Origin of the sequence: Streptomyces virginiae (genome assembly GCF_040638905.1) — a bacterium.
In the GTDB taxonomy this organism is placed as follows: Bacteria; Actinomycetota; Actinomycetes; order Streptomycetales; family Streptomycetaceae; genus Streptomyces; species Streptomyces virginiae_B.
Genome location: NZ_JBEZYV010000032.1, coordinates 1 through 23045, shown reverse-complemented (window position 1 = coordinate 23045; position 23045 = coordinate 1). Strand labels below are relative to the sequence as shown.

The following is a 23045-nucleotide window of genomic DNA, read 5'->3' as shown; positions in this document are numbered from 1 at the left end:
CGGCGCACGCGTCTCGGCGCGGCGTGAGAGCGGGGTACGAAGGACGAGGAGGGATGGTCATGGGCAAGCTCGCGATCGACCAGTTGCGGGAACGGGTACGCGGGGCGGTCGTCGTCCCCGGCGACGCCGTCTACGAGGAGGCGCGCGCGGTCAACAACGCCATGATCGACCGGCGCCCGGCCGTCGTCGTGCGCTGTGCCAATGCCGGTGACGTCATGGCCGCGGTCGACTTCGCGCGGGAGAACGCTCTGGACCTAGCGGTCCGCGGCGGAGGCCACAGCGTGCCGGGCTTCGGCACCTGCGACGACGGCGTCGTCGCCGACCTGTCGGCGATGCGCGGGGTACGGGTCGACGCCGCACGCCGCACGGCGCGCGCGGAGGGCGGCGCCACCTGGGGCGACCTCAACGCAGCGACCTACGCCTACGGGCTGGCCACCACCGGCGGGATCATCTCCACCACCGGCATCGGCGGGCTCACCCTCGGCGGCGGCATCGGCTACCTGTGCCGCGGACTGGGCCTGAGCTGCGACAACCTGATCTCGGCCGATGTGGTGACGGCGGACGGCCGGCTCCTCGTTGCGAGCGAGGAGGAGAATCCCGACCTCTTCTGGGCCCTTCGCGGCGGCGGCGGGAATTTCGGCGCGGTGACCTCGTTCGAGTACCGGCTCAGCCCGGTCAAGGACATCTACGGCGGCCCGATGCTCTTCGAGCTGGACGACGCGGCCACCGTGCTGCGGTCCTTCGCCGACTACATCGCCGACGCCCCGGAGCAGCTCGGCGGGTTCCCGGCCTTCCAGCTGGCGCCGCCGCTCCCGTTCATCCCGGCGGACCGGCACGGCGATCCGTTCGCCCTGATCGTGGCGTGCTGGGCCGGGCCGCTCGACGAAGGCGAGAAGGCCCTCCAGGCCTTCCACGACTTCGCCCCGGTGGTCGCGGAGCACGTCGGCCCCATGCCGTACCCGGCGCTCAACAGCGCCTTCGACGCGCTCGTGCCGCCCGGTCTCCAGCACTACTGGAAGGCCAACTTCGTGACCGAGCTCAGCGACTCCGCCATCGAGGCGCACCTGGTGCACGGCCCGAAGCTGCCCGCCGTCAACTCGACGGTCCACATCTACCCGATCAACGGCGCCTGCCACCGCGTGGGACCGCAGGAGACGGCCTTCGCCTACCGCGACGCCTCCTTCGCCACCGTCATCGCCGGCATGTGGCCGGACCCCGCGGACAACGAGGCGAACATCGCCTGGGTCCGCGACTACTACGAGGCCACCGCACCGCACTCGGAGGAGGGCGGCTACATCAACTTCATGGCCGAGGACGACCAGAGCCGGATCAGGGCCAACTACAAGGGCAACTACGACCGTCTGGCCGAGGTCAAGCGGACGTACGACCCGGACAACCTCTTCCACCTGAACCAGAACATCCAGCCCGCCGCCTAACGGGGTGCCCGGCCCGGGGGCCGGTCGCGGGGCGGATCGGCGCGGATGCGGGATGTGTCCGGTCATGCATATTTTGTCGTAGTACCGGATGGTCCCGTACGCCCGGTTTGCCCTGATCGAGGAAGGCCCCCTCCATGAAGCGTTTCCCGGTGATCGGTGTGCTCTGCCTGAGCGCGGTGTTCGGTCTCGGCGCGTGCTCCGACGACAGCTCCTCCCCCGCCGAGGAGGCCTCCGAGGCCTCGGCCGACCTGTGCACCGACCTGAACGCACTGAAGGCCGACAACGCCAAGCTGAAGGCCCTTAACCCCGCCGTCGCCACCAAGGACGAGATCAAGGACGCCTACGACGCCGTCCAGCAGGACTGGGAGGACGTCAAGGAGAACGCGAGCAAGCTGAAGGACGCGGAGCGCTCCGCGGTGCAGTCCGCCGCCGAGAACCTGAAGAAGGGGTACGAGGACCTGCCGGGCGACACGACCGGCAAGGACGCGCTGACCCAGCTCCAGCCCCAGATCCAGCAGCTGGACCAGGCCACGACGGCCGCCTCCTCCGGTCTCACGTGCTGACCGGGTGACCGGTCCCACCCCCCTCCCCCCCCCGCTCCGCGCAGCAGACCCCGTCCGGCCCCCCGGGCGGGGTCTTCGCCGCTCAGGGGGCGTCGTCCTCGTCCGCGGACGGGAGCCCCCCGCCGCTCCGTCTGCGCATGGCGATCTTCATCGCGCCGAAGAGCGCCTTGGCGATGACGCCCACCACGACCAGGTCGGCGACCATCTGCACGGTGGTCAGCACGCGCCCGGTCCCGGTGACGGGGACGATGTCGCCGAAGCCCACGGTCGCGAACACGGTGACCGTGAAGTAGAGGGCGTCCGTGCGGTTCAGCGACTCGGAGAAGCTGCCGGGCACGCTCTCGGAGAGCATGTAGTAGGTCGCCGAGAAGACGATGAGGAACAGCGGTACGGCGGTCACCACCGCTTCGAGGGCGGACAGCCGCGGATACTCCGAACGGGCGATGGTGGAGACCTGCCAGGCTGTCAGCAGGCCGAAGGCCAGCAGCCCCAGCACGAGCGTCAGGACCGTCAGGATCCCGAAGCCGCCCTCCAGGGGCGCCACGTAGTACAGCGCCGTGAGCAGGCCCGCAGCGGCCGTGGCGCGCAGGCAGTGGCCCAGCAGGAAGCGCCGGCGGCGACGGGCTGCGTTGCGTTCCATGCCTTCAGGAGAACGGCCCGGACCGCATCCGGCGACCGGAGTGCTGCCGCACGACGCCCCCGTCAGTGCGTGAGGTCGTAGAGGCTCCTGCCGACCAGCCACAGGCCGAGGACGAGACAGGTGAAGACGATCGCCGGGTCCTTGTGGTCGGAGAGCCATGCCCGCATGCCCGTCAGCGCCCGCGCCGCCCGCTCGGGGGCGAACACCATGTACAGCTCCATCGCCAGGAGGGTGGAGGAGGCCAGGACGCAGAAGCCGAACAGGGCCAGGTACGTGGCGCTGTCGGAGAGGTTCGCCTCGAGGACGGTGGCGGCGGCCGCACCGACCATGCCCCACGGCTGGAGGAGCACCGCGAGTCCGGCGGCGGACCATGCGGACGCCTGGTCCATGCGGGAGGTGAGGGGGTGCCCGTCGTCGTCGGCGGCGGGGCCGAGCCCGAGTCCTTCGTCCGGCGTGCCGTCGGCCCGGGGACGCCGCCGGCGCCGGTACTCGGCGTAGGCGACGAGCCCGATGCCGATGGCCAGCCGGAGCGCGAGGCCGGCGGTGGACGGCGGGGAGCGCGGCGGCGGGGGCTGACCCCCGGTGAGGAGCAGGACGACGGCGATCACGGCGACGAGGCAGCCGAGCCAGGCGAGGATGAAGGCGAGCCCCTTCCACAGACCGCCGGGTGCGGACACCACCAGCACGAAGGCCATGACGGGCAGCGGATAGAGCGTGATGATCAGCCCGATGGCGATCAGGTCAAGCACCATCGGCTTTTCCCCGTCGGTGGAATCCGTGCATGATCGGAGTCGGGCCTGGACGACTGTCGGAAGCCAGGCGGAATGACCGGGCCAGGCCAGGGCTCATTCGCGGTCCGGGCTGCGCGGGGCCGGACGATCGGCCGGGCCGCCGGCGGCGCCCGCTGCGCCGGCGACGCGCCCGCCGGCCGCGAGCAGGGCCAGTACGGCGAGCACCACGAGCAGGATCAGCACCAGCAGCAGGACCGTCAGCACGGTCGGGTGGTTCCACAGCGCGAACACGAGCGCGATGACGAGCAGCACGCCCACGGTCAGCGCGTGCCGGTGAGCCTCCACCCACCGGCCCGCGCCGCCGGTGTGCACCCCGTGTCCGGCGCCCCAGCGGGCCGCGGAGTCGGCCGTACGGTCGGCCCGGCCGCGCACACCGCGCGGCAGCCGGCCGGCACCGGACAGGTAGGCGCCGAGCGCCACGACGATCCCGAGGACCATCGCGGTTCGCAGGCTGACCCGCAGGAACCGCACCAGCGTGTCGAAGACGGCCGCCGCCGCGGCCGGGGACTGGACCTCCGCGGGCAGGTGGTCGAGGTAGTAACGGCGGCCCACGACCAGGGCGATGGCGACCAGCAGGCAGGCGAACGCCGCGCACAGGGCGGTGGTCACCAGGGCCCGGCGCCGGCGCCGGGCCAGCAGCACGCCGGCCGCGCCGAGGAGGACCGTGAGCACGGGCAGCCAGTTGCCGAGGACGTCGAGCAGCCGCACCGCGCCCCTGATCTGCCCCAGCTTGTCGTTCTGGAAGAGCACCATCTGCTTGTCGACCTCGGGGATCTTCTCCGCCGGGGAGACCCCGGCGGAAACGAGCTCCTCCTTGACCTTGTCGACCGCCTCCCCGACGTCGAGGGTGACGGTGCCTCCGTCGACGCCGACCGCACCGCGGCCCTTGCCGGTGAGCGCGTGCACCACGGCGTTGTGGGCGGCGCGGTTGGCCACCGTCCACACCTTCTCGAACCGGTCGCTCTCCACGAACCGGGTCGCCACCTTGGAGACGACCTGGTCGGCGGCCGAGTCCAGCTGCGGACCCAGCGCCTTGACCGCGTTGCCCACGCGCGGCGGCAGCCCCTGCGACTCCAGCCACTGCGCCAGGTCGGCCGTGACCCGGGAGCCGTCCACGTGTACGTCGGCCGCCTTCGTGATGCGGTTCACGGCGGCCTCCTCGATCGCCGGGTTCGAGGCGAGCGGTTCGACCGTCGAGACGTACCGGTCGGTGTCCAGCACGATGTCGTGCACCCAGACGGTGAGCAGGGAGATCGGTACGAGGATGCACGTCAGCGTGATCAGCACCGCCGACACGGCGCTCTTCGCGATCCGCCCGCCCCGGGATCCGCCGCCCTGGGCGGCGGCGGTCGGTCGGGCGGGCGGCGCCGCGCCGGGCGGGCCGCCGGGTGACGGGGACGGCTCGCTCATGGCACTCCCGGGGACGACTGGGCACGGCAGGGCGCGGCGGACAGCCGCGCCCTGCCATTGGACCCAGGGCGTCGCCGGACGCGCCTGTTCAGCTGGGCCCTACAGGTGACGCGGCCTCAGCCGCCGCAGCCCTCTCAGCCGCCCCGGCCGCCCGGCCGCCCCGGCCGTCAGGCCTCGGCCCGGGCCCTCAGGCCTCGGCGACGGCGGGCAGCGGGCTCAGCGCCGCCGCCCGCGGGGTCGCGCAGCGCGTTCTCCCGGGCGAGGTGCCCGACGGCGCCGAAGCGGCCGGTCAGCCGCCCGCCGGCCGGATCACCGGGGCGGCGAGCGGCGGCGCCGGCACGGTTAGGGCGACGACGAGGACACCGCAGGCGAGCATCGCGCCTGGAGGTTCCGGGCCGAGGCGTCCTGGAGCGCATCGCCTCGACCGGGGCGACCTTCGCCGCCTTGCGGGACGGCAAGGGTGGTGCGGCAGTACCGGAGGTGGCCGACCGTCGCGTACGCGCCCAGGCCGACGAGGCCGACGCCGACCGGTTCCGCGACCGGGCGGAGGCGGACGTGACCATGCGGAGAGCTGATGGGCACGGCGCTGACCAGTGTCGACGCCGGACTGCGCGCCGGCATGGGCCCTGGGGCCGATCTGCGCCTCTGCCGAGGGAGAGGGTGAGGGGGCGGAGGAGCAAAGGCAGAAGGATCAGGAGGCAGAAGGATCAGGAGGCAGAAGGATCAGAAGGGAACGGAATCGTCCGGCCCGACGATGCCGAACAGCGCGCCTTCGGGATCGCGCAGGGTGACCTCGTGCGGGCCCGGACCGGAGTCCGCCACGGAGACGGCGCTGCCGCCCAGGCCGGTCGCGGCCTTCACCGCCGTTTCGAGGTCGGGCACCCGGAAGTGGACCTGCCAGCGCGGCCGCAGCTCCGGGTCGGGAGACTGCGCGAGCGTCCCGCCGTGCAGGCGGGCCACCGTACGGCCGCCGTGGCGCAGCAGGATGCGGTTCTCCTCCTCGACGTAGGAAACCTCGCAGCAGCCCGCCTGGGAACAGGCCCATTCCAGGACCTCGCCGTAGAAGATGGCGGCGTCGAAGGCGTTCCTGGTGCGCAGTTCGAGCCAGGCCGGCGCGGCCTCGCCGCCCATACCCCAGTCGGGGATGGCGTCGCCCTGCCAGATCCCGAAGACCGCGCCGTCGAGGTCGGAGGCGAGCGCCGCCCGTCCCGTACCGAAGGCGAGGGGGCCGACGGCGACGGTCCCGCTGCGTTCCAGGATGCGTGAGGCCGTCACGTCGGCGTCGTCCACGGCGAAGTACGGGGTCCAGGCGACCGGGACCGTGACGCCGGTGGGCATGGAACCGAGGCCGGCCACCGGGATCCCGTCGCTGAAGCCGACGGCGAATCCTCCGCCGAGGCGGTCGTTCCCGAAGCGCCAGCCGAGGACCGCGCTGTAGAAGGCCTGCGCCGCGCCGACGTCGCGCGCCATGAGGCTTACCCAGCAGGGTGCGCCGAATGTTTCGTGACTCGATGTCGACACGCCTGTCATCCCCATCCGCCGGTGCGGCCCCGGATGCCCCTCCCACGGTACTCGCGGGAGCTCCCGGGAAACGTCGGCCACATCCTCCTGGCGCCGCCGCCCGCGCCCACGCCGACACGGCGACCGGCACCCCGCCCGGCGGAACGTATCGGCGGCGGCCCGCGAGGGAGGCGCCCGGGGGCCCGCGGTCGCCGGCCGGGTCGCCCCGCCGGGCCGCCCGCCGGTTCAGGCCGCTGCCCGGGCCCGAGCGCGGCTGCGGGTCTCCTGGCGTGCGACACGGCGGCGTCGGGTCGGCATGCCCATGGTCGGGTTGGCCACGCCCCAGGCCGCGCCCTTGCAGATCAGCTCCTTGTAGAAGGCGGCCGTGCGGCCCGTCAGGGCCTTCTCGACCGCCCGGTCGTCGGCGGTGACGAACTGGATCAGGCCCTCCTTGCGGCCGAGGGAGATGCACTGCTGGAAGTAGCGGATCGGGACCTGGGGGACCTTGGCGCCGGCGAGCCGGGCGGCTATGGCGTCGGCGGCCTGCCAGGCCATCGGGACGCCCGAGGCGCAGGACATGCGCAGCGGCTTGTCGCCGGGGCCGATCGCCATCGCCGCGTCGCCCACGGCGTACACGTCCGGGTGGGAGACCGAGCGCATCGTGGCGTCGACCAGGATCCGGCCGTGGTCGGTGACGTCGAGGGCGGTGGCCAGGGCGATGGGGTGGACGGCGAATCCGGTGGTCCAGACGGTGACGTCGGCGGGCAGGGTCCGGCCGTCGGCGGTCGTGACGCGGTCGGCCTGCACGGCGTCGACCGCCGTGTGTTCGTGGACCGTGATGCCGAGCCTGTCCACCGTCCTACGGAGGTGGGCGCGGCCCTTCTCCGAGAGCCAGTCGCCGAGGCCTCCGCGGGCGGCCAGGCAGACGTCGAGGTCGGGGCGGGCCTCGGCGATCTCGGTCGCGGCCTCCAGTCCGGTCAGGCCGCCGCCGACGACGAGCACGGGCCGGCCGCCGTCCAGGGCGGCGAGGCGGTCGCGCAGGCGGAGGGCGCCGGGGCGGCTGGAGATCTCGTGGGCGTGTTCGGCGGTGCCGGGGACGCCTCCGTCGTTCCAGCCGCTGCCGAGGGCGTAGACCAGGGTGTCGTACTCCAGTTCCTCCGGCCCGGCGGCGTCCGCGGCGGTGACCGACACCGTCTTGCGGTCCACGTCCACGGCGGTGACCTCGGCGAGCTTCACCGCCACCCCCGTGCCCGCGAACATCCCGGCGAACGGCCGGGGCTTGAGGTCCTGGCCGGCCGCGAGCTGGTGCAGCCGGACACGCTCGACGAAGTCGGGCTCGGGGTTGACGAGGGTGATGGTGACGTCCTCGCGGCGCAGCCGCTTGGCGAGACGGCCGGCGGCGACGGCACCGGTGTAGCCGGCTCCGAGGACGACGATGCGGTGCTGCATGTCCGTGCTCCTGTCTGGGCGGGGTCAGCCGTTGTCCGGCGTGGTTTCGCCTCTTGAACCGGGCAGCCCCGCATTTCCTGACAGCATTCGGATGTGACCTGCGTCACGTGGCCTCAGAGGGTGTGGAGCGGCCCCTCCGCGTGGTCCGAGGCGGCCCACCGCTGCGTCGCGCGGACGAGCTTGTCGGGGTTGACCTGGCTGCGGACCGCCACGATGCCGTCGGCGGTGACGTCCAGGCAGGTGATCCCGACGAGCCGGCCGTCGACGACGGCGACGACGGCGGGCCCGCCGTTGGCGGTCGTGGCGTATATCTCGGGCGTGCCGCCGACGATGGCCCGCTTGGCCTTGCCGGGCTTGAACAGGCCGCGCAGGAACGTGGCGACCGCGACCGCTCCCTCGAACGCCTTCGCGCGGGCCGGAACCTTGCCGCCGCCGTCGCCGACCGAGACGGCGTCCTGCGTGAGCAGCCGGAGGAGGGGTTCGGTACGGCCGCTGGTCGCCGCGGCCAGGAACTCCTCGACGATGCGCCGGGCGGCGGCCGCGTCTATCTCGGTGCGCACCTTGCCGTCCGCGACGTGCTTCTTGGCCCGGTGGTAGATCTGCTGGCTGGCGGCTTCGCTGAGGTCCAGGATCTCGGCGATCTCCCGGTGCGGGTAGTCGAAGGCCTCCCGCAGCACGTACACCGCACGCTCGTTGGGCGACAGGCGCTCCAGCAGGACGAGGACGGCGTACGAGACCGACTCGCGCTGCGCGGCGGTGTCGGCGGGGCCGAGCATCGGGTCGCCGTCGAGCAACGGCTCGGGGAGCCAGCGCCCCACGTACGTCTCGCGCCGCGCGCGTGCCGAAGTGAGCTGGTTGAGGCAGTAGTTGGTGAGGACCTTCGTCAACCAGGCCTCGGGCACCTCGATCCGCGGGACGTCGGCCGCCTGCCAGCGCAGGAACGTCTCCTGCACGGCGTCCTCCGCCTCGCCCGCCGAGCCGAGCAGCCGGTAGGCAATGGCCTCCAGCCGGGGCCTGGCCGCCTCGAACCGGTCCACGTCACTCATGAGCAGCGCCATGCCCGCGATCCTAGGGGGTGGCCCGGTCCTCGAACAGGCGCAGGAGGCCGGCCTGGCCGACCCGGACGCGACGCGCGCACGGAGGCGATCAGCCTGCTCGCGATGGCGGCGACGACGGGAACGAGCATCCTCGTGGGCCGGCGGAGCCCGGAGTCGGCGATCGCGGTGCTCCGCCACCACCTGTCCGGATCTTCACGACAGCCGCGCGCGCCCCGGCTCACGGCGGCCGATGATGGGAGTACGGCCGAACACGCGGAGCTGCTCATGACGGGTTGGCGCGTCAGGGACTACACCCAGGACGATCTCGAAGCGGTGATCCGCGTCGATGCGGAGAGCGGCACGGCCGAGGAGTCACCCCTCTTTCCGCTCTCGGACGCCGTGGCGGCCCCCCAGGCCCTCCACCCGGCGGTGGTGGCCACGGCGGACGAGGTGGTGGTCGGCGCCGTAGTGAGCAGGGTGGAGGGCGACCGGGCGTGGATCCTGCGCTTCAGCATGGCGCCTGCCTGGCGCCACCGGGGGCTGGGCAGCGACCTGATCACCGCCCTGGAGCACCGGCTGTTCGCCGGTGGGGTCCGCACGGTGCACGCGGTCCAGCCCGACGGCGATACCGGTGCCACCGCCCTGCACACTGCGGCTTCGGCGCCCGCCCCGGCCTGGTCTTCTTCGAGAAGCGCGGGCGGGTGACCCCTCAGGCGAGACGGTTTGGCGCCCGCGAGGTGCACGGGGTGCGCCCATCGGCCTCCGGCCAGGGCATTCACGGGAGTTGGGGCACGCGGAGGGCACGGCAGGGACAGCCCTTAGGCAACGAAGAAGGCCCAGGTCTGCGACCTGGGCCTTCTCCAAAGAGCGGATGACGGAAATCGAACCCGCGCCGGCGGAACCGGTGACGTGGAACTCGACCACTGGGTACCCACGTGCCGGGCCCTTCACGTGTGCAAGGGCATTCAGCCGTGCTCCTCCTCCTCGGATTCCATGTGTCGGATCCCCTGGTGGGTGAGGGTAACCATCGCCGGGGTGTTGCCGGGGTCCCAGTCGACGGTGATCAGCCCTTCGCCGGCCAGGTAGGTGCAGGCGGCGGCGAGGTCCTGTTCCGGTACGTGGAGGTCGCGCCGCAGCTGCGCTCCGGTGATGCCGAGGAGGCGGTTGCCTTCGACGGCTTCGTACAGGACCCGGAGCACCTGGTCGCGGTAGGTCTTGCGTTCGCGCAGTGTGGCCATGACCGCGTCCTCTCGTGTGCGGGAGTGTGTTTCGGGGCTCTCAGGTCTCGTCGGAGTGTGCGCCCGTGCCGATGGGAGTCCTGCTGGCGGCCAGCCACGAGCGGGCGGGGCCGGCGGGTGTCGCCGTGTCCACGGTGAGGTGGAGGCGGGTGTTGCCGTCGAGGGCGGGGTAGCTGCGCTGTTCCGCGCCTGCGAAACAGCCGCGGAGCGCCTCCGCGACCGCGCGGGCGGCTTCGGGCGTGTGCGCGATGATCCGGACCTCGGCGTGCCCGAGCGACGGCAGTGTCTGGGTCTCGATGTACTTCACGTAGGCGTGTTCCCTTTCGGAGTGGGCGGGAAGCCGGCGGGTGGGGGCGCCGTGGCGCCCCGCCCGCTGCCCCCGGTCGGAGGAAGGTCGTCCGGCAGGCCGGGAGGTAGCGGCAGGGGGTCGCTGAAGCGGTAGGCCCCGATCCGGGCGTCGTGCCGGGCATTGAGCAGGTGGATCCGGTCCATCGGGCTCCCGAAGGGGGACATGCAGGCCCCGCCTTCGCTCTCCCAGCCGGCTTCCTGGCGCTGGGCGTCGCGGAGGCCGCGTCCAATGGCGGCGTCGTTGGTCATCAGGACGCCTGCGGTAAGGACGCTGCCCGGGATCGCGGCGGCGGCCATCAGGCGGGCCGCGGCGGCGGGCTCGGTCTCCGGCGGGATGACGAGGAGGTCCCAGCGCCCCACGGTGTAGGAGAGCAGGATGAGCTTGTCGGGGTCCTGTTCGGTGAACCAGCCCACGTGCAGCACGCGTCCGTCCACGGGCACGGTGTGCGGTACGACGGGCCAGCGGGTGGGGTTCACGGTGACGCGGGTGACGCGTCCCCAGGGTTCCTCCAGGGCGGCGGCGAGTGGCGGGAGCTCCGCTTCGAGATCGCGGGAGTGGGGCCACCAGGCCCCGTCCAGCCGGCCGGCGAGTGTGGTTCTCGGGGTGAGGGACAAGCGTGCCGGAAGCGCTGCGGCGAGGTCCCGGGGCGCGGTCCGGTCGAGGGTGGTGGTCATGATGCGGACCTGCCCCCGAACTGCCCGTCGGCAGTCCGGATTTTAGGCGATCGCCGGAAATGACACCTGCGTGAAAGCCGGTGCGCGAAGTACTTCCGGCCCTTTTAATGTACACCTGATCGATGGGTTATGGCCGCTTTGACCAGGCATTTTCCGGCGGAGGCGCTGTGGAGAGCGGTGGTGCGGACGGCGGGAGTACCGTGAAGACGACGGCGGGCCCGCGTACGGCGCAGGTCGGCACCGGTGTCGACCTGCTTGAGGCACGGCCGCACTCCGTAGACGGGCGGACCCGCATGACTGACTCCGACACCCCCCGCGCACCCCCGCTGCTCCTGCCGAATGCGGTCCACCATGCGATCAAACCGGGCACGGCGCTGCTGCGGCTGGAGTCCACGAGGTCCCGGGAGGGGCTCCTGGACGGTGCGTGGTGGCCGCGCACGCGCGACATCGAGACGGAGCTGCCCGCGCTGATCAGCGTGTTGACCGAGCACCTCGGGCCCATCACCCGGGTCGGCGTGGACGCATCCGCCTGGAACGCCCTCCCCACCCGCCTGGTCATCGACGACCAGATCGTGCACTTGGACTCCGACCCGGTCGGCGACGACACCGTCCTCATCACCCGCGGCCACAACGACCACTTCGCCCTGCTGGTGGTCCCCCCGGACACCACCGCCGACGCCGCCCGCGAAGCGATGGCCCGCGCCGTCCGCGCCGACAACATGACCCAGGCCGCTCAGATCCTCATCGCCACCACACCCGACGCAACAGACACGGGTCCTGGACCGGCAGCGACATCCAGCTGAAGGCGCACCGAGACGCACTGAACACCGCGCTTCTGCCGGGTGATGCCCGTCATTTATTTATTGCAACCGAGAAATATGGTCAGCCGGGCGGGATGCAAAACGAAGTCCGGTTCGCTCAGCGGCCGGCGCGAATCACCGTGCACGACGTGGAGCCAAGGCGGATCCGGCAGCCCTGGCCGTGGGAGTCAATCCCACCGTCAGCAGGCGCCGACTGGGGTCGGAGCTACGTCGGCTGCCCGGCCTGCTGCAGACCTCCGCCTACGCACGGGCGGTCATCGCAGGAACGATCCCTCACGCCACTGGCGAACAGGCCGCCACACGCCTCGAGGTACGGATGCGGCGCCAGGACCGACTGCGCACCCCGCGCAACCCGCTGCGCCTATGGGTCGTGCTGGACGCATCGGCGCTGTGGCGCGTGGTGGGCAGCCGCGAGGTCATGCGCGAACAACTGGAGCATCTGACCCACCTCAGCGCCCAGCCACACATCACCGTGCAGGTTCTCCCCCATGATGTGGGTGCGCACCCGGGTGTCTCGGGACAGTTCACGCTGCTCGACTTCGCCGAGACCATCGATGGGAGCGTGGTGTATCTGGAGAGGTTCACCAGCGACCTCTATCTGGAAAAACGATCCGACGTGCGACGCTACAGCGACATGTATGCGCACTTGCAGGCCCGGGCGCTGAGCCCGGGCGGTACCCGGAGTTTCGTAGAGGAAGTCATCAAGGTGTACGCCGGCCCGCAATCGTCGCCGGAGGCCCGCGAGCTGACCCTGTCGAGCCGTTGAGCCCCGTGCGACAGGGCCCGGCCGGGTGACTGCGGACCGGCGGCCGGGCCCTGGAAGTGTGCGAGTGGGGTTGTGGTCAGAGGTGCTCGTCGTGCAGGTCCTCTTCGCGCAGCAGGTCGTCCTCGCGGCGGCGCGAGGTCTCCTTCTGGCTCTGCTTCCGGCCCTGCTCGCGGGATGACTTGCCCGGCTGGGGGTGAGCGGGGTCTCCGGAGCGATGGTGCTCCTGCGCCTCGCTGCCCTTGCCCGGTTCCTTGGGCTTGTCCTGCGTACCGCCCATGACGGTGACTCCTCTTGTTGCGTGGGGTGCGGATTCCTCTCGAACGACGCTGACATGCACCGTTACGGTCCGCATCATTTCCCCTGCGAAGCGAGGCAGGTGGGTGACGACCGCCCCCGATGGGCGGTGCCGGGATGCGGGCCGGCCGGTCGGTGCCGATGATGGGCTCGATTCCCACCCGCTTCTGCTGTCGGGAGCGCGTTTCATGTGTGGTCTGAGTGGCTGCTCAGCTCTGCTCGGACGCGAGCCCGGCGGCCATCGTGGTGTCCTTCGGTGCAGGAACGGCTCGGTGCTTGGTGCCGGGTACGCGGGCCCTGGCCTGTGGAGGTACGGTGCCGGATCCCGCCGCTCGGCCGGGTGCCGGCCGCCGCATCCCTGTGCGCCGTGCTGCGCGTCGCCACAGGTGCGGCAGGAAGGCGTAGAAGCGGTCGGGAAGGAACACCGCGTCCGCAACGATCATCGCGCCGGAGAAGAGGGGCAGCCCCAGGAGCACTGCGATGCCGATGTGCATGCCCAGCAGCACGGTCAGAACGGGGTACTTGAGCCTGCCGAAGAGTACGAACGGGAAGGCGACCTGCAGGAGCACCGTCACGTAGCCGGCGATCGCGATCACCATCGGGTACTCGTCCACGAGGTGGGAGAGTGCGGGCCAAGGCTGGAAGAGTTCGAGGTTCAGGGCGTAGTGGAGAGCGGTGCCGCCGCCCCATGTGGGGCCTTGGATCTTGTAGAGGCCGGCTGATCCGTAGAGGAAGCACACCTGTGCCGCGATGACGAGGATGCCGCAGTTGTGCACCACCGTGGTCAAGGTGGTGCGCGCGGACCGGAGTTGTTGGGCGTACAGGCTCCCCACGGGTGCCGGCGCGTGGCCCGCGCGGGCTGTCTTGAGCCGCTCTCGGCGTGCGTCCAGCGACCAGCGCCGACCGCACGCGGTGAGGACGAGGTAGAGGGCCATCAGCAGGATCAGGTTGTCACCCCCGTCCGTCATGAAGATCGACCTGGCATGGAAGGAGGTCACCACGACGGCGAAGAGAACGGACATGGCGCGGGTCCACCAGCCCAGCATGAACAGCGCGGACGTGATGAGGGCCGTCACGTAGCAGAGCTCGAAGTAGGCGCGGCTGTCCGACAGGAGCAGGATGCTGTTCCAGCCCGTCTGGTCGAAGAGCTGTTGTGCCAGCGCGGGTGTCCAGGGGGAGCCGGGGCCCCAGATCTCGTCACGGTGCGGGAACTCGCGCAGCAGGAATACCAGGTAGAGCAGCCCGTAGCCGATGCGCAGAACCGACGCTGCGTACAGGGAGATCGGCCGGTCGGTGAGAAGCGCCCACAGATCGCCGATCCGGTCGAGGAGCCAGCGGTGGGCCGTGCCGGCCAACGAGGTCTCCTGGGCCGCGGGTCCGTGCGGCGTGGCTGCCGTGGAGGGGAGCTGGGGAATCTGTTCATTTCCCATGGGAGGTCACCTTCCACCAGGGCAGGAGCCGGTCCTCGGTGGGTGCCGGCGGGCGGTGGCCGGCCGGTGTGCCGGGCGCGGCGACGGGCAGTGTGACGACCCGGAGCTGAATGAAGTCGAAAGCGCCGCCGTCGTTGTGGGCGGCGAGGCGGTCCGCGGCGATGTTGCGCAGGTACGTCTGCAACATCACGGCCCGTTCCGAGCGTGCCGTGTCGCTTCCTCCGTGTGTCTCGACGTAGGAGGTCCAGGCGCGGCGCAAAAGGTTCTGGGACGTGTGGCTGGGAAATACATTGTGGTCGACTGCGGAATGGTCCACGGCAGCCAGGTCGAACCAGGGGGTCACCTGCACCGATCCTTTGGAGTCGGTGTATGCGGTTCTCGCAAGGATCTTTCGGTTGAAGGAGTCGGGGTCCGGGGCGAAGAGCCGCCAGTTCTGTTCGAAGAGCGGGAACACCCATCCGTTGACCTGCGAGCTGTACCGCTTCGATACGGGGTTGGAGGGGGCCACATGAAGGAACACCAGGACGACGTGGACCAGAGCCGTCACCAGGCAGAGGGCTACGGCGGTGTGCAGCCCTGCCTTCAGTGTACGAACGCCCATGGGTGGCTTGTCCGGTCTGACCGCTTCGTCATGACGCTGCGGGGGGACCGTATCGGAATCGGACTGATGGAGTTCCTTCACGTCCGCAGATTCAATTCCGCTCGACACCGCCCACCCGGTCTTTCTCATGTCTGCTGTTCGCCTGAGGTCTTTGCGACTCTCACCGACGGCGCGCGGCGGATTCGATGAGGATTCCGCCACGCGCCGTCGTTCGATGAACGGGCTTCGTGCAGCCTGCTGCCTAGCCCCTGTGGGCCGCGGGCTTGTTGCCGTAGCCGTAGTGGTCGCCGGGCTTTCCGTCGTGGCCGTGGTCGTGGCCCGGCTTACCGGGTCCCTCGTCCTGCCCGTTGTCCGGTCCGCCGTGCTCCGGCCCGTGGTGCTCCAGGCCGCCGTGGTCCGCACCGTCATGGCCCGGACCGTCATGGCCCAGTCCGCCGTGATCCGGTCCGCCGGGCTGACCGCCGTGCCCGCCGGTGACGTTGCCCCCGGTGATCGTTCCGCCGGTCGTGTTGCCGCCCGTCGTGTTGCCACCGGTGCTGTTGCCGGCCGTGTTACCCGAAGTGTTCCCGGAGGTGTTGCCGGCGATGTTCCCCGAGGTGCCGCCCGACACGAGGTCGACGATCGGTCCGCCCAGGAGACCACCACCGATCAGACCCACCGTCGTACCGGTCGTCGTTCCGGCGGTCGGCGTTCCCGCCGTCGTGCCGGTCGTCGTTCCGGCGGTCGGCGTTCCCGCCGTCGTGCCGGTCGTCGTTCCGGCGGTCGGCGTTCCCGCCGTCGTTCCGGTGGTCGTGCCGGTGGTCGTTCCGTTGGTCGTTCCGGTGGTCGTTCCTGTCGTGGTGCCGGTGGTGGTGCCGGTAGTCGTTCCGCCGGTGGCGCAGCCGCCGAGGAAGATCCTGTTGTTGTTGAGCGTCACCTCGCCTTCACGAGCCAGCGCCCGGCCCTCGATGTTGGCCCCCTGATTCACGAAGATGGAGGTCAGAGCCATGATGGTGCCGACGAAGGTGGAGGTGGTGCCGAGGGTCGCCGAACTCCCGATCTGCCAGAACACGTTGCACGGCGAAGCGCCGTTCGTCAGGAGGATCCGGCTGCTGGATGCAGTGGTCAGGGCTTCGGGAATCTGGAACACCCAGACGGAGTTCGGGTTTCCTCCGGCATTCAGGACCAGGTCGCCGGTGAGTCCGACACCGGACGTGGCCCTGTGCACGCCGGGAAGCAGCTCCTGACCTCCGCCGATGCCTGCCGCAAGCGCGAAGTCAGGTGCCTGGCCGCCCAATTGGCCGGCCGCTTGGTTGTACGCCACGATCAGATCGCTCTTGGCCTGAGCAGCCGCAGCGTCCGCAGCGTGCACTGCGCCGAGCACCAGTCCTGGCGGGAACCCGGTGATCGCCGCATTCGGGTGTGTTCCGAGGTCGTGGCCGAGCACCGAGGGTCCTGTGTTCGTGACTCCCTGACCTGCCAGGACGGAGTAGCTGGCGGTGGTGCCCAGCGGTACGGGTGTCGCGATGGCCATTGCCTGCGTCGGCAATCCGGCGACCATTACGGCGGCAACCGTGACGGCGACGGCCGAGGACAGCCAGCCGGACAGAGTGCGGCGCCGAGCCGCCTGGGTTTTCAGCTTCATCAAGAGGCCATTTCCTGTGGGGGCCGTGGCGTACCGGGCCCTACCGTTTGCCCGGGATGCCCTGGTGTGTCGCTGCCGCATATTACGCAGGAAATTTCGCGCACCAGCAATGAGTAAGGGGTGGAGGGGGGATTAATATAAGCGCATTGCGCAGCTGAAATTGTGCCGAAAATAATCGGACTCACATTGTCGATCATCCGACATTGCCCCCGAATGGGCAGAGCTCGGTTAACTCATAAGAGGCAGCGCCGCACACCTGCCCAAATAGATCCAACCGGCGCACACGGAGGTGTACCGCCGGGCAGGTGAACTCGCGAACCCGCTGCGGCGGGCGTGGCGGCCGGTTCGTCGTCAATTCACTCGGCTCTGGCGGCGCTGTCGGGTGCCCTCGCTTCGGACTGGCCAAGACAACAAGAAGCGCCACCCCGGCCTGGTCCGACCCTGCTGGAGGCACTTACAGTTCAGCGGTTCTGACGGCGGCCTGGCACCTGTTCGCCCCCACTTCCCAGTCCACCTGTGGACACGCAGTGGCGTCCCGTCGGCCCGCAGTCGTGGCTGTCGTGGGTGCGGGATCAGTCAGCGGCTCTGGCCGGCGCGGACGGCGCCGGGGCAAGCGGTGGCGTCGGCCTCCCTTTCCTGGCGGCTGCCACCGGTGGCAGCCGCCAGGAAGCACAAAGGGCTCGTCCTCGGCTCCTCTGCGGCTGTGCCGTGTCGGTGAGCAAGAGGCGATCAGACACTCGTCCATGCGTCGAAGAAGGCTTTCCGCTCGGCCGGATCGGCTGGCTTGTGGTCCGCGTGCAGGACGCGCCAGGCGGTGAGTTCGAGGTCGCGGAGCCACAGCTCCCCGATGACCTGCGTTTTCAGGTCGGGCAGGCGGTCGGATTCGGCGAGTGCCTGACCGATGACCTCGCCTGCCGCGACACGCTGGGACGGGGTCATCTCGTCGACAGCCGAGAGGATCTGCCCGGCCAGGCCGGTACCTTCACCGGCGAGTGAACTCAGCACACATGCCTTGATGTTGGACGGCAGCAGATAGAGAGAACCCGAGGACCTCCAGAGGTCCGACCAGAAGCTCTCTCCGGCCGCGGTCGGAGCGGGGAGGGCGGCGAGCAGTCCGAGGAGGTGTGCGGTGGCCGCGTATCCGTCGGAGTGGGCCGATGCCACGACGGCGATGTCCGCGACACGCTCCACGTCGATTCGGCCGGCTTCGAGGCGCGGGTCCAACCCCAGCCGCTGTACCAGCTGATGGGAAAGGGGGGCGGATGCGTGGGAGTGGAACTCGGGAAGCATCGGCGGTCCTTGAACGTAGGAGAGCGGAGAGGCCCGTTCGGAAGCTCTGATCGTTCCCGTGGCCCACCGAAATACACGGCTTCCCCGGCTCCATTTGCCGACACGCCTCCCCGGCCGGAACCATGAGGCGGCTGACCAGGCACGTCCGGCGACGCCGGGCCGATAGTCCGCGGCAGCCCTCCGGGAAGGCTGCGGGCAAGCTCCTAGCATGACCGCATGGTTGCGAGCGATGCCCAGCAGTCCGAATCAGGATGGGAAGCAGTGTCCCGAGACGAAGTCGAATCCGGCGGTGCTTCCTCCACAGCGGCGGTTGGCGGACACGAGCGCCACCATCCGGTTGCCGACCTGGTCGAGCGGGCGGCCGATATGGTCGAGCCGATCAAGCCGAAGCTGCGAGGCTGGCTTCACGCAGGAATGGTCCCCGCTTCGCTGGCCGCCGGTATCGTCCTCATCTGCCTGGCCGAGACACCATCGGCCGTCCTGGCCTGCACCGTGTACTCCGTCTCCGCCTGGCTGCTGTTCGGTACGAGCGCCGTCTACCACCTCGGCACCTGGGGACCACTCGGTGAGGCCGTTCTGCGTCGCCTCGACCATGCGAACATCTTCCTGATCATCGCCGGGACCTGCACCCCGCTCGCCGTGCTCCTTCTTCCCCCTGGCCGGCGATCCGTCCTCATGTGGATCGTGTGGACGGGCGCCCTGGCTGGCATCGCCTTCCGCGTCCTGTGGGTCGGAGCGCCCCGCTGGCTGTACACCCCCTGCTACCTGGCCCTGGGCTGGGCACCGGTGCGCTACCTGCCCGACTTCCTGCACAGCGGCGGGGCGGCCGTACTCGCCTTGATCGTGACCGGGGGGCTCCTCTACAGCGCGGGCGCGGTCGTCTACGCCCTCCAGCGCCCGGACCCCTCACCGCGCTGGTTCGGTTACCACGAGGTCTTCCACGCCCTGACCGTGGCAGCGTTCACCGCTCACTACACCGCCATCTCCCTCGCCGCCTACTGACCACGACGTGGATCGGTGCGTACCGGCTCAACGGTGCCGGGCCGGCAATCGGCCCTTCGCGTCAGGGCGCGAGCGGGCGCCGAAGGGCGACGTAGTAGTCCCCGACCGCGGAGAGGTAATCGTCGTCGGCCGTCTCGCTGTCGGTGGTGAACCGAGGTGCTGCCTTGATCTCTTCCCGCGTGCTCGACACCTTCACCGTCCGCGCCTCGGGGTCGATGCCGGTGACGGCGCCGGCCGGGATCAGGACGCTCCTGCCGAACACCCACACGCCGGTGTCGACCACCAGGTGCTGCCTGCCGGGCTGGTCCTGCTGGCGGTCCACGTGCCCGATGGCACCGTCAGTGGCCTCCACGGTGAAACCCACCAGGGACTGCCGAGATGTGTAACCGCTGTCCTGCGCGTACGTCCACACACCGCCCACAGAGCCGTCTCCTCATCCTCGGCAACCGCCCCGGGGCCTCACGGGTACCCCGGCTCGTATCGTGCCCTTCGCATGCCCCGGCGCTTGCCGCGCAACCTCGCGCCCCGAAATGCCGGGAGGTCGAACCATGCCGTTGGCCGTGTGGCATCGAGCGAGGCCGAGCGGGCACGGGAGGCGTGCCTGCTGTTCGGGTGATGCCAGGGGCGTGCGGGCCGCCGATGCCGGCGGGCACTCTCATCTCAGGCCGAGGACGGCGGCGCGGATGATTCGGCGGCGCGGCGGTATTCGGCGTTGATGCGCTGGGCTTCTTCGAGCTGGTCCTCGAGGATGATGATGCGGCAGGCGGCCTCGATGGGCGTGCCCTGGTCGACGAGTTCCCGGGCGCGGGCGGCAATGCGCAGTTGGTAGCGGGAGTAGCGGCGGTGTCCGCCCGCGGAGCGGAGCGGGGTGATGAGGCGGGCTTCGCCGATGCCGCGGAGGAAGCCCTGGGTGGTGCCGAGCAGCTCGGCGGCCCGGCCCATGGTGTAGGCGGGGTAGTCGTCGTCGTCGAGACGGCCGAACGAGTCGTCTGCTGTCATTGAACCTCTCTCGTGGAACACGCGGAGGGGCCCTGGTGCCGTACGGCACCAGGGCCCCGAAGGAACTACTACACCATCTGTCGGCCCTGATACTGCGCCGACCCTGTGTTTCCGCCGACCCGGCCGACACGCTGCCGGGAGTGCGGGGATCGCGGTTGCTTGACCGGAGACCACCTCACTATCGATGTCCTGCGGTACCCGGGCTCAGACTTCCGCCCGGGCGATCCTGATGGCGCCAGGCTCCTCCGCTCTTCCCTCGGTTATCAGTTGCTTGCTGCTGGTACTGCTGGTACTGCTCTACTGCGTACTGCTGATGGCCTGAACCAGCGCCACTCTTCGGCAGCCAGCCCCGTCGCCCATCGTGCGTCTGCTCTGGCTTAGAACCCCACTGCCGAACTTCCCGGTGCGCGCGTCCGCAGCCGACGCCTTCACCGAGGTGCTGCTCACTGACTTCACTGCTGGGTACTGCCACTGCGTCAACTGCGGTACTGCTGACGGCGGCCCCTGATCACTGCGGGCCACCCGGTCCGGTCGTCAGTCCCGTCGCCATCCTGCAACAACCCTGGCTTCGACACTCCACCACCGCACCGCCCTGCGGGTACTGCTGCCCGGCAGTTCGTCTCTGCCGGGCCCTGCTGTCTCTCTGGGCTACGAGAGAAACCATAACCACGCCAGCGCCCAATGTCTACTTCGGCCATCATAGATTTTCATGCTCGTCGGCGAGAGCTCCGGGGCGGCTGTTGCGAGCATCGAGGTGGCCGTCCACCACTCCAGCCGACACGCGCCGCGTATGCGCACCCCCGGCCTGCACGGCGGCACTGGTGCATGCGGCCGGCCCATGGCCCACCGTCTCGCCCGAGCGGCTGCGGTCATCCGTCGGGCCTCCGGCGGGAAGACGGCCAGTGCTCCTCGACCGGTAGTGCTACCGGTCGAACGGACGGGACGGCCGGTGCATAAAATCGGCTCTCATGTCGAAGCCTGACGAGCTGCTCGTTGACGTCGCCACCCTGGTGGAGTCCGGGCAGAGCAATCAGATGTCCCTGACCGTGGTCACCGGTGGCGCTGTCATCACCGGTCGGCTGGCTCCCGAAGCCGCGTGGAGGCAGCGGGTGTCGGAGGTCCTGACGGACTCGGCCCGTCTGGGCGAGTTCGCCGCCGTCTTCACCGCCACGACACCCCGGGAGGGGCCGCCCACCCATCTGCACTTCCACGTGGCCCGCATCCTGCAGGGCACGGTGGGGATCCCGGAGACGGGTGGGATGTACCGCGTCTCGATCGCGGATGTCAGCGCCTGGACCATGGGCGACTTCAGCTACTCCGACCACTGACCCGGCGTCCTGTAGGAAACCCCGGGTACGCGGGAGGGCCCGACCGGCGCGCTTGCCGGTCGGGCCCTCTTCGCTGTTCGGGTGTCGGCTCGCGCCGGCCCTGTCCGTCAGACGGCAACCGGGGTGCCGAGCATCGCGGAAGCCTGCTGGAGCGGGCTGAGGACATGCGTGGGTACGGCGGCCCGGGGGAGGCCGCGGCACGTGAACCCGAGCTGGGTCATGGCCCGGAGGACTTCACCGGCGCTGAAGTCACGCCGGTCCTGGCGGGTGATGACCTGGCCGACCTGTTTGACGGGGTAGGTACGGCGCCCGATGATCACGGACTCGCCGGTGACCTGCTCGGGCTTGACGCCCTTCATCGACTCCAGGACACCGCTTTTGGTCAGGTCGAACGGGAATCGGGCGATGACACAGCGCATGTTGCCTCACAAAAAGACGTAGGGGGGACGGTCGTGCCGCGGTGCGGCGGTTCAGCGGGCAAGGGCGAGGACGCCCAGAGCGCTGCCCTGCTCGTCGACGACCGGCAGGGCATCGAGCCTGCGGCGGCGCATCGCGTGCTCGGCTTCGGCCATCGTGGTCAAGGGAGAGGTGACCGGCCCGCGGTCTCCCAGGAGGTCGCGGAGACGGACCCGGTCCGTGTACGCCGCGCTGTCGCGGACGGTGGCGAGCCTGGCCAGGGTGACCACCCCGGTGCACAGGCCGTCCTCGTCGCAGACGAGCAGATGACCCGCGCGGGCACTGGCCATGACAGCCAGGGCCACCTCGACCGTCATGTCGTCACAGACCTGCGGACCGGCCGCCTCCATCGGGTCGTCCACCGTCCGGTGCACAGGGTTGGCGTTCGTCGAGCGGGGCTGCATCCGGACCAGCGTCACAACGTGCCTCCTGCAGAGATGGGTCAGTGTCCTGATCACGTGGTGCTCAGGCCGCCGCATCGAAGGCGGACTGCCGCACGCTCACACGCCGGACCGTCGAAGCGGGCCGTCGCCTGCCGCGGGAGGCCGGGCTGCGCTTGGCGCGTTCGACGACCGGTGCGGCGATGACGACGGGGATGCCGGAGGGTGCCTGGGCGCCGGTGATGCGGTTCAGGGCCTCTTCGCCCGAGCGGACCTGGGTGGTCAGCGGGGTGATCCCGGCGGCCTGCATGAGGCGGGTCATGTCGCGGCGCTGGTTGGGGGTGACCAGGGTGACGACGCTGCCGGACTCGCCGGCGCGGGCGGTGCGGCCGCCCCGGTGGAGGTAGTCCTTGGGGTCGGTCGGCGGGTCGACGTTCACGACGAGGTCGAGGTTGTCGACGTGGATGCCGCGCGCCGCCACGTTCGTCGCGACCAGCACGGTCACGTGGCCGGTCTTGAACTGGGCGAGGGTGCGGGTGCGCTGCGGCTGCGACTTCCCGCCGTGCAGGGCGGCGGCCCGGACACCGCTGTTCAGCAGGTCCTGGGTCAGCCGGTCGACGGCGTGCTTGGTGTCCAGGAACATCATCACGCGGCCCTCGCGCGCCGCGATCTCCGTCGTGGTGCGGTGCTTGTCGGCGCCGTGGACGTGCAGCACGTGGTGCTCCATCGTGGTCACCGCACCGGCCGAGGGATCCACCGAGTGCACGACCGGGTCGGTCAGGTAGCGACGGACCAGCAGGTCGACATTGCGGTCCAGGGTGGCGGAGAACAGCATCCGCTGGCCCTCGGGCCGCACCCGGTCCAGGAGGGCCGTGACCTGAGGCATGAAGCCCATGTCGGCCATCTGGTCGGCTTCGTCCAGGACGGTGATCGCGACCTGGTTCAGGTGGCAGTCGCCGCGGTCGAT

At 70.4% G+C, this 23045-nt stretch carries 25 protein-coding genes and 1 pseudogene; 7 read left to right on the top strand and 19 right to left on the bottom strand.

The window, feature by feature from the left end; genetic code table 11:
- The first annotated feature begins 59 nt into the window (after positions 1–59).
- Both AB0F82_RS30735 and AB0F82_RS30730 read left to right on the top strand, forming a co-directional pair.
- A complete protein-coding gene (locus tag AB0F82_RS30735) occupies positions 60–1436 on the top strand; it encodes an FAD-binding oxidoreductase (RefSeq protein WP_362633264.1) in 1377 nt (458 codons plus the stop codon).
- Between the two features lie 134 nt (positions 1437–1570).
- Complete coding sequence (locus AB0F82_RS30730) at positions 1571–1999, top strand: hypothetical protein (protein ID WP_362633261.1); 429 nt, start codon at positions 1571–1573, stop codon at positions 1997–1999.
- An 82-nt stretch (positions 2000–2081) separates the two neighbouring features.
- Here the strand turns inward: AB0F82_RS30730 and AB0F82_RS30725 are convergent, their stop codons facing one another.
- The 6 genes from AB0F82_RS30725 to sigJ all read right to left on the bottom strand — a co-directional run bounded on the left by AB0F82_RS30725 (position 2082) and on the right by sigJ (position 8847).
- Positions 2082–2639 (bottom strand): potassium channel family protein, encoded by a 558-nt coding sequence (locus AB0F82_RS30725; RefSeq protein WP_362633257.1) that lies wholly within the window; start codon positions 2637–2639, stop codon positions 2082–2084.
- A 62-nt stretch (positions 2640–2701) separates the two neighbouring features.
- Positions 2702–3391 carry a GAP family protein gene (locus AB0F82_RS30720; protein WP_362633254.1) on the bottom strand — a complete coding sequence of 230 codons (690 nt, stop codon included), beginning with the start codon at positions 3389–3391 and terminating at the stop codon, positions 2702–2704.
- A gap of 93 nt (positions 3392–3484) precedes the next feature.
- Entirely contained in the window at positions 3485–4840 is a 1356-nt protein-coding gene (locus tag AB0F82_RS30715) for a hypothetical protein (protein ID WP_362633251.1), read from the bottom strand.
- Between the two features lie 723 nt (positions 4841–5563).
- Positions 5564–6310 (bottom strand): VOC family protein, encoded by a 747-nt coding sequence (locus tag AB0F82_RS30710; protein WP_362633248.1) that lies wholly within the window; start codon positions 6308–6310, stop codon positions 5564–5566.
- Between the two features lie 276 nt (positions 6311–6586).
- Positions 6587–7789: an NAD(P)/FAD-dependent oxidoreductase gene (locus tag AB0F82_RS30705; RefSeq protein ID WP_362633245.1), complete on the bottom strand. Its 1203-nt coding sequence runs from the start codon at positions 7787–7789 to the stop codon at positions 6587–6589.
- 113 nt (positions 7790–7902) lie between these two features.
- Positions 7903–8847: an RNA polymerase sigma factor SigJ gene (gene sigJ, locus AB0F82_RS30700; RefSeq protein ID WP_362633242.1), complete on the bottom strand. Its 945-nt coding sequence runs from the start codon at positions 8845–8847 to the stop codon at positions 7903–7905.
- Positions 8848–8949: 102 nt separating this feature from the next.
- On the opposite strand from sigJ, the gene AB0F82_RS30690 reads away from it, so the two are divergent.
- Positions 8950–9531: a GNAT family N-acetyltransferase gene (locus AB0F82_RS30690; protein ID WP_436842196.1), complete on the top strand. Its 582-nt coding sequence runs from the start codon at positions 8950–8952 to the stop codon at positions 9529–9531.
- A 260-nt stretch (positions 9532–9791) separates the two neighbouring features.
- Here AB0F82_RS30690 and AB0F82_RS30685 read toward each other — a convergent pair whose 3' ends face one another.
- From AB0F82_RS30685 to AB0F82_RS30675, 3 genes and pseudogenes are all read right to left on the bottom strand, one after another.
- On the bottom strand, positions 9792–10064 hold the full coding sequence (locus tag AB0F82_RS30685) for a hypothetical protein (protein ID WP_356811577.1): 273 nt from the start codon (positions 10062–10064) through the stop codon (positions 9792–9794).
- Positions 10065–10104: 40 nt separating this feature from the next.
- Complete coding sequence (locus AB0F82_RS30680; protein ID WP_356811578.1) at positions 10105–10371, bottom strand: hypothetical protein; 267 nt, start codon at positions 10369–10371, stop codon at positions 10105–10107.
- Between the two features lie 182 nt (positions 10372–10553).
- Positions 10554–11087, bottom strand: a pseudogene (locus AB0F82_RS30675) (DUF5994 family protein); the annotation flags it as partial.
- A 293-nt stretch (positions 11088–11380) separates the two neighbouring features.
- On the opposite strand from AB0F82_RS30675, the gene AB0F82_RS30670 reads away from it, so the two are divergent.
- A complete protein-coding gene (locus AB0F82_RS30670; RefSeq protein WP_362633239.1) occupies positions 11381–11890 on the top strand; it encodes a DUF5994 family protein in 510 nt (169 codons plus the stop codon).
- Between the two features lie 178 nt (positions 11891–12068).
- On the top strand, positions 12069–12674 hold the full coding sequence (locus AB0F82_RS30665) for a DUF5753 domain-containing protein (RefSeq protein WP_362633236.1): 606 nt from the start codon (positions 12069–12071) through the stop codon (positions 12672–12674).
- 76 nt (positions 12675–12750) lie between these two features.
- On the opposite strand, the gene AB0F82_RS30660 is transcribed toward AB0F82_RS30665, so the two are convergent.
- The 5 genes from AB0F82_RS30660 to AB0F82_RS30640 all read right to left on the bottom strand — a co-directional run bounded on the left by AB0F82_RS30660 (position 12751) and on the right by AB0F82_RS30640 (position 17913).
- Positions 12751–12951 carry a hypothetical protein gene (locus tag AB0F82_RS30660; protein ID WP_362633233.1) on the bottom strand — a complete coding sequence of 67 codons (201 nt, stop codon included), beginning with the start codon at positions 12949–12951 and terminating at the stop codon, positions 12751–12753.
- A 226-nt stretch (positions 12952–13177) separates the two neighbouring features.
- Positions 13178–14398 (bottom strand): HTTM domain-containing protein, encoded by a 1221-nt coding sequence (locus AB0F82_RS30655; RefSeq protein WP_362633230.1) that lies wholly within the window; start codon positions 14396–14398, stop codon positions 13178–13180.
- Complete coding sequence (locus AB0F82_RS30650) at positions 14388–15128, bottom strand: DUF5819 family protein (protein WP_362633227.1); 741 nt, start codon at positions 15126–15128, stop codon at positions 14388–14390. The genes AB0F82_RS30655 and AB0F82_RS30650 overlap by 11 nt, the downstream gene beginning before the upstream one ends.
- Positions 15129–15240: 112 nt before the next feature.
- Positions 15241–16623: an ice-binding family protein gene (locus AB0F82_RS30645; RefSeq protein WP_362633224.1), complete on the bottom strand. Its 1383-nt coding sequence runs from the start codon at positions 16621–16623 to the stop codon at positions 15241–15243.
- Between the two features lie 729 nt (positions 16624–17352).
- A complete protein-coding gene (locus tag AB0F82_RS30640) occupies positions 17353–17913 on the bottom strand; it encodes a hypothetical protein (RefSeq protein ID WP_362633223.1) in 561 nt (186 codons plus the stop codon).
- A 261-nt stretch (positions 17914–18174) separates the two neighbouring features.
- Here AB0F82_RS30640 and trhA point away from each other — a divergent pair, with 261 nt between their 5' ends.
- Entirely contained in the window at positions 18175–18915 is a 741-nt protein-coding gene (trhA, locus tag AB0F82_RS30635) for a PAQR family membrane homeostasis protein TrhA (protein WP_436842195.1), read from the top strand.
- Positions 18916–18976: 61 nt separating this feature from the next.
- Here trhA and AB0F82_RS30630 read toward each other — a convergent pair whose 3' ends face one another.
- Both AB0F82_RS30630 and AB0F82_RS30625 read right to left on the bottom strand, forming a co-directional pair.
- Positions 18977–19336: a PRC-barrel domain containing protein gene (locus AB0F82_RS30630; protein WP_356811586.1), complete on the bottom strand. Its 360-nt coding sequence runs from the start codon at positions 19334–19336 to the stop codon at positions 18977–18979.
- Between the two features lie 239 nt (positions 19337–19575).
- Positions 19576–19914: a MerR family transcriptional regulator gene (locus AB0F82_RS30625; protein WP_362633220.1), complete on the bottom strand. Its 339-nt coding sequence runs from the start codon at positions 19912–19914 to the stop codon at positions 19576–19578.
- 968 nt (positions 19915–20882) lie between these two features.
- Between AB0F82_RS30625 and AB0F82_RS30620 the strand changes: the two genes are divergently transcribed.
- Positions 20883–21242 (top strand): hypothetical protein, encoded by a 360-nt coding sequence (locus AB0F82_RS30620; RefSeq protein WP_356811588.1) that lies wholly within the window; start codon positions 20883–20885, stop codon positions 21240–21242.
- A gap of 107 nt (positions 21243–21349) precedes the next feature.
- Here the strand turns inward: AB0F82_RS30620 and AB0F82_RS30615 are convergent, their stop codons facing one another.
- From AB0F82_RS30615 to AB0F82_RS30605, 3 genes are all read right to left on the bottom strand, one after another.
- Positions 21350–21661, bottom strand: coding sequence for an SCO5918 family protein (locus AB0F82_RS30615; protein ID WP_356811589.1), 312 nt, complete (start codon positions 21659–21661; stop codon positions 21350–21352).
- 51 nt (positions 21662–21712) lie between these two features.
- Positions 21713–22117 carry a CBS domain-containing protein gene (locus AB0F82_RS30610; protein ID WP_362633217.1) on the bottom strand — a complete coding sequence of 135 codons (405 nt, stop codon included), beginning with the start codon at positions 22115–22117 and terminating at the stop codon, positions 21713–21715.
- A 46-nt stretch (positions 22118–22163) separates the two neighbouring features.
- Positions 22164–23045: DEAD/DEAH box helicase (locus tag AB0F82_RS30605; protein WP_362633213.1), on the bottom strand; the 882-nt coding region annotated here is incomplete at its 5' end.

Excerpts from the sequence above, each read along its gene's own strand:
- AB0F82_RS30735 (WP_362633264.1), top strand. The coding sequence starts at position 60 with ATGGGCAAGCTCGCGATCGACCAGTTGCGGGAACGGGTACGCGGGGCG.
- AB0F82_RS30730 (WP_362633261.1), top strand. The coding sequence starts at position 1,571 with ATGAAGCGTTTCCCGGTGATCGGTGTGCTCTGCCTGAGCGCGGTGTTC.
- AB0F82_RS30725 (WP_362633257.1), bottom strand. The coding sequence starts at position 2,639 with ATGGAACGCAACGCAGCCCGTCGCCGCCGGCGCTTCCTGCTGGGCCAC.
- AB0F82_RS30720 (WP_362633254.1), bottom strand. The coding sequence starts at position 3,391 with ATGGTGCTTGACCTGATCGCCATCGGGCTGATCATCACGCTCTATCCG.
- AB0F82_RS30715 (WP_362633251.1), bottom strand. The coding sequence starts at position 4,840 with ATGAGCGAGCCGTCCCCGTCACCCGGCGGCCCGCCCGGCGCGGCGCCG.
- AB0F82_RS30710 (WP_362633248.1), bottom strand. The coding sequence starts at position 6,310 with ATGGCGCGCGACGTCGGCGCGGCGCAGGCCTTCTACAGCGCGGTCCTC.
- AB0F82_RS30705 (WP_362633245.1), bottom strand. The coding sequence starts at position 7,789 with ATGCAGCACCGCATCGTCGTCCTCGGAGCCGGCTACACCGGTGCCGTC.
- sigJ (WP_362633242.1), bottom strand. The coding sequence starts at position 8,847 with ATGGCGCTGCTCATGAGTGACGTGGACCGGTTCGAGGCGGCCAGGCCC.
- AB0F82_RS30690 (WP_436842196.1), top strand. The coding sequence starts at position 8,950 with ATGGCGGCGACGACGGGAACGAGCATCCTCGTGGGCCGGCGGAGCCCG.
- AB0F82_RS30685 (WP_356811577.1), bottom strand. The coding sequence starts at position 10,064 with ATGGCCACACTGCGCGAACGCAAGACCTACCGCGACCAGGTGCTCCGG.
- AB0F82_RS30670 (WP_362633239.1), top strand. The coding sequence starts at position 11,381 with ATGACTGACTCCGACACCCCCCGCGCACCCCCGCTGCTCCTGCCGAAT.
- AB0F82_RS30660 (WP_362633233.1), bottom strand. The coding sequence starts at position 12,951 with ATGGGCGGTACGCAGGACAAGCCCAAGGAACCGGGCAAGGGCAGCGAG.
- AB0F82_RS30655 (WP_362633230.1), bottom strand. The coding sequence starts at position 14,398 with ATGGGAAATGAACAGATTCCCCAGCTCCCCTCCACGGCAGCCACGCCG.
- AB0F82_RS30650 (WP_362633227.1), bottom strand. The coding sequence starts at position 15,128 with ATGAGAAAGACCGGGTGGGCGGTGTCGAGCGGAATTGAATCTGCGGAC.
- AB0F82_RS30645 (WP_362633224.1), bottom strand. The coding sequence starts at position 16,623 with ATGAAGCTGAAAACCCAGGCGGCTCGGCGCCGCACTCTGTCCGGCTGG.
- AB0F82_RS30640 (WP_362633223.1), bottom strand. The coding sequence starts at position 17,913 with ATGCTTCCCGAGTTCCACTCCCACGCATCCGCCCCCCTTTCCCATCAG.
- AB0F82_RS30625 (WP_362633220.1), bottom strand. The coding sequence starts at position 19,914 with ATGACAGCAGACGACTCGTTCGGCCGTCTCGACGACGACGACTACCCC.
- AB0F82_RS30620 (WP_356811588.1), top strand. The coding sequence starts at position 20,883 with ATGTCGAAGCCTGACGAGCTGCTCGTTGACGTCGCCACCCTGGTGGAG.
- AB0F82_RS30615 (WP_356811589.1), bottom strand. The coding sequence starts at position 21,661 with ATGCGCTGTGTCATCGCCCGATTCCCGTTCGACCTGACCAAAAGCGGT.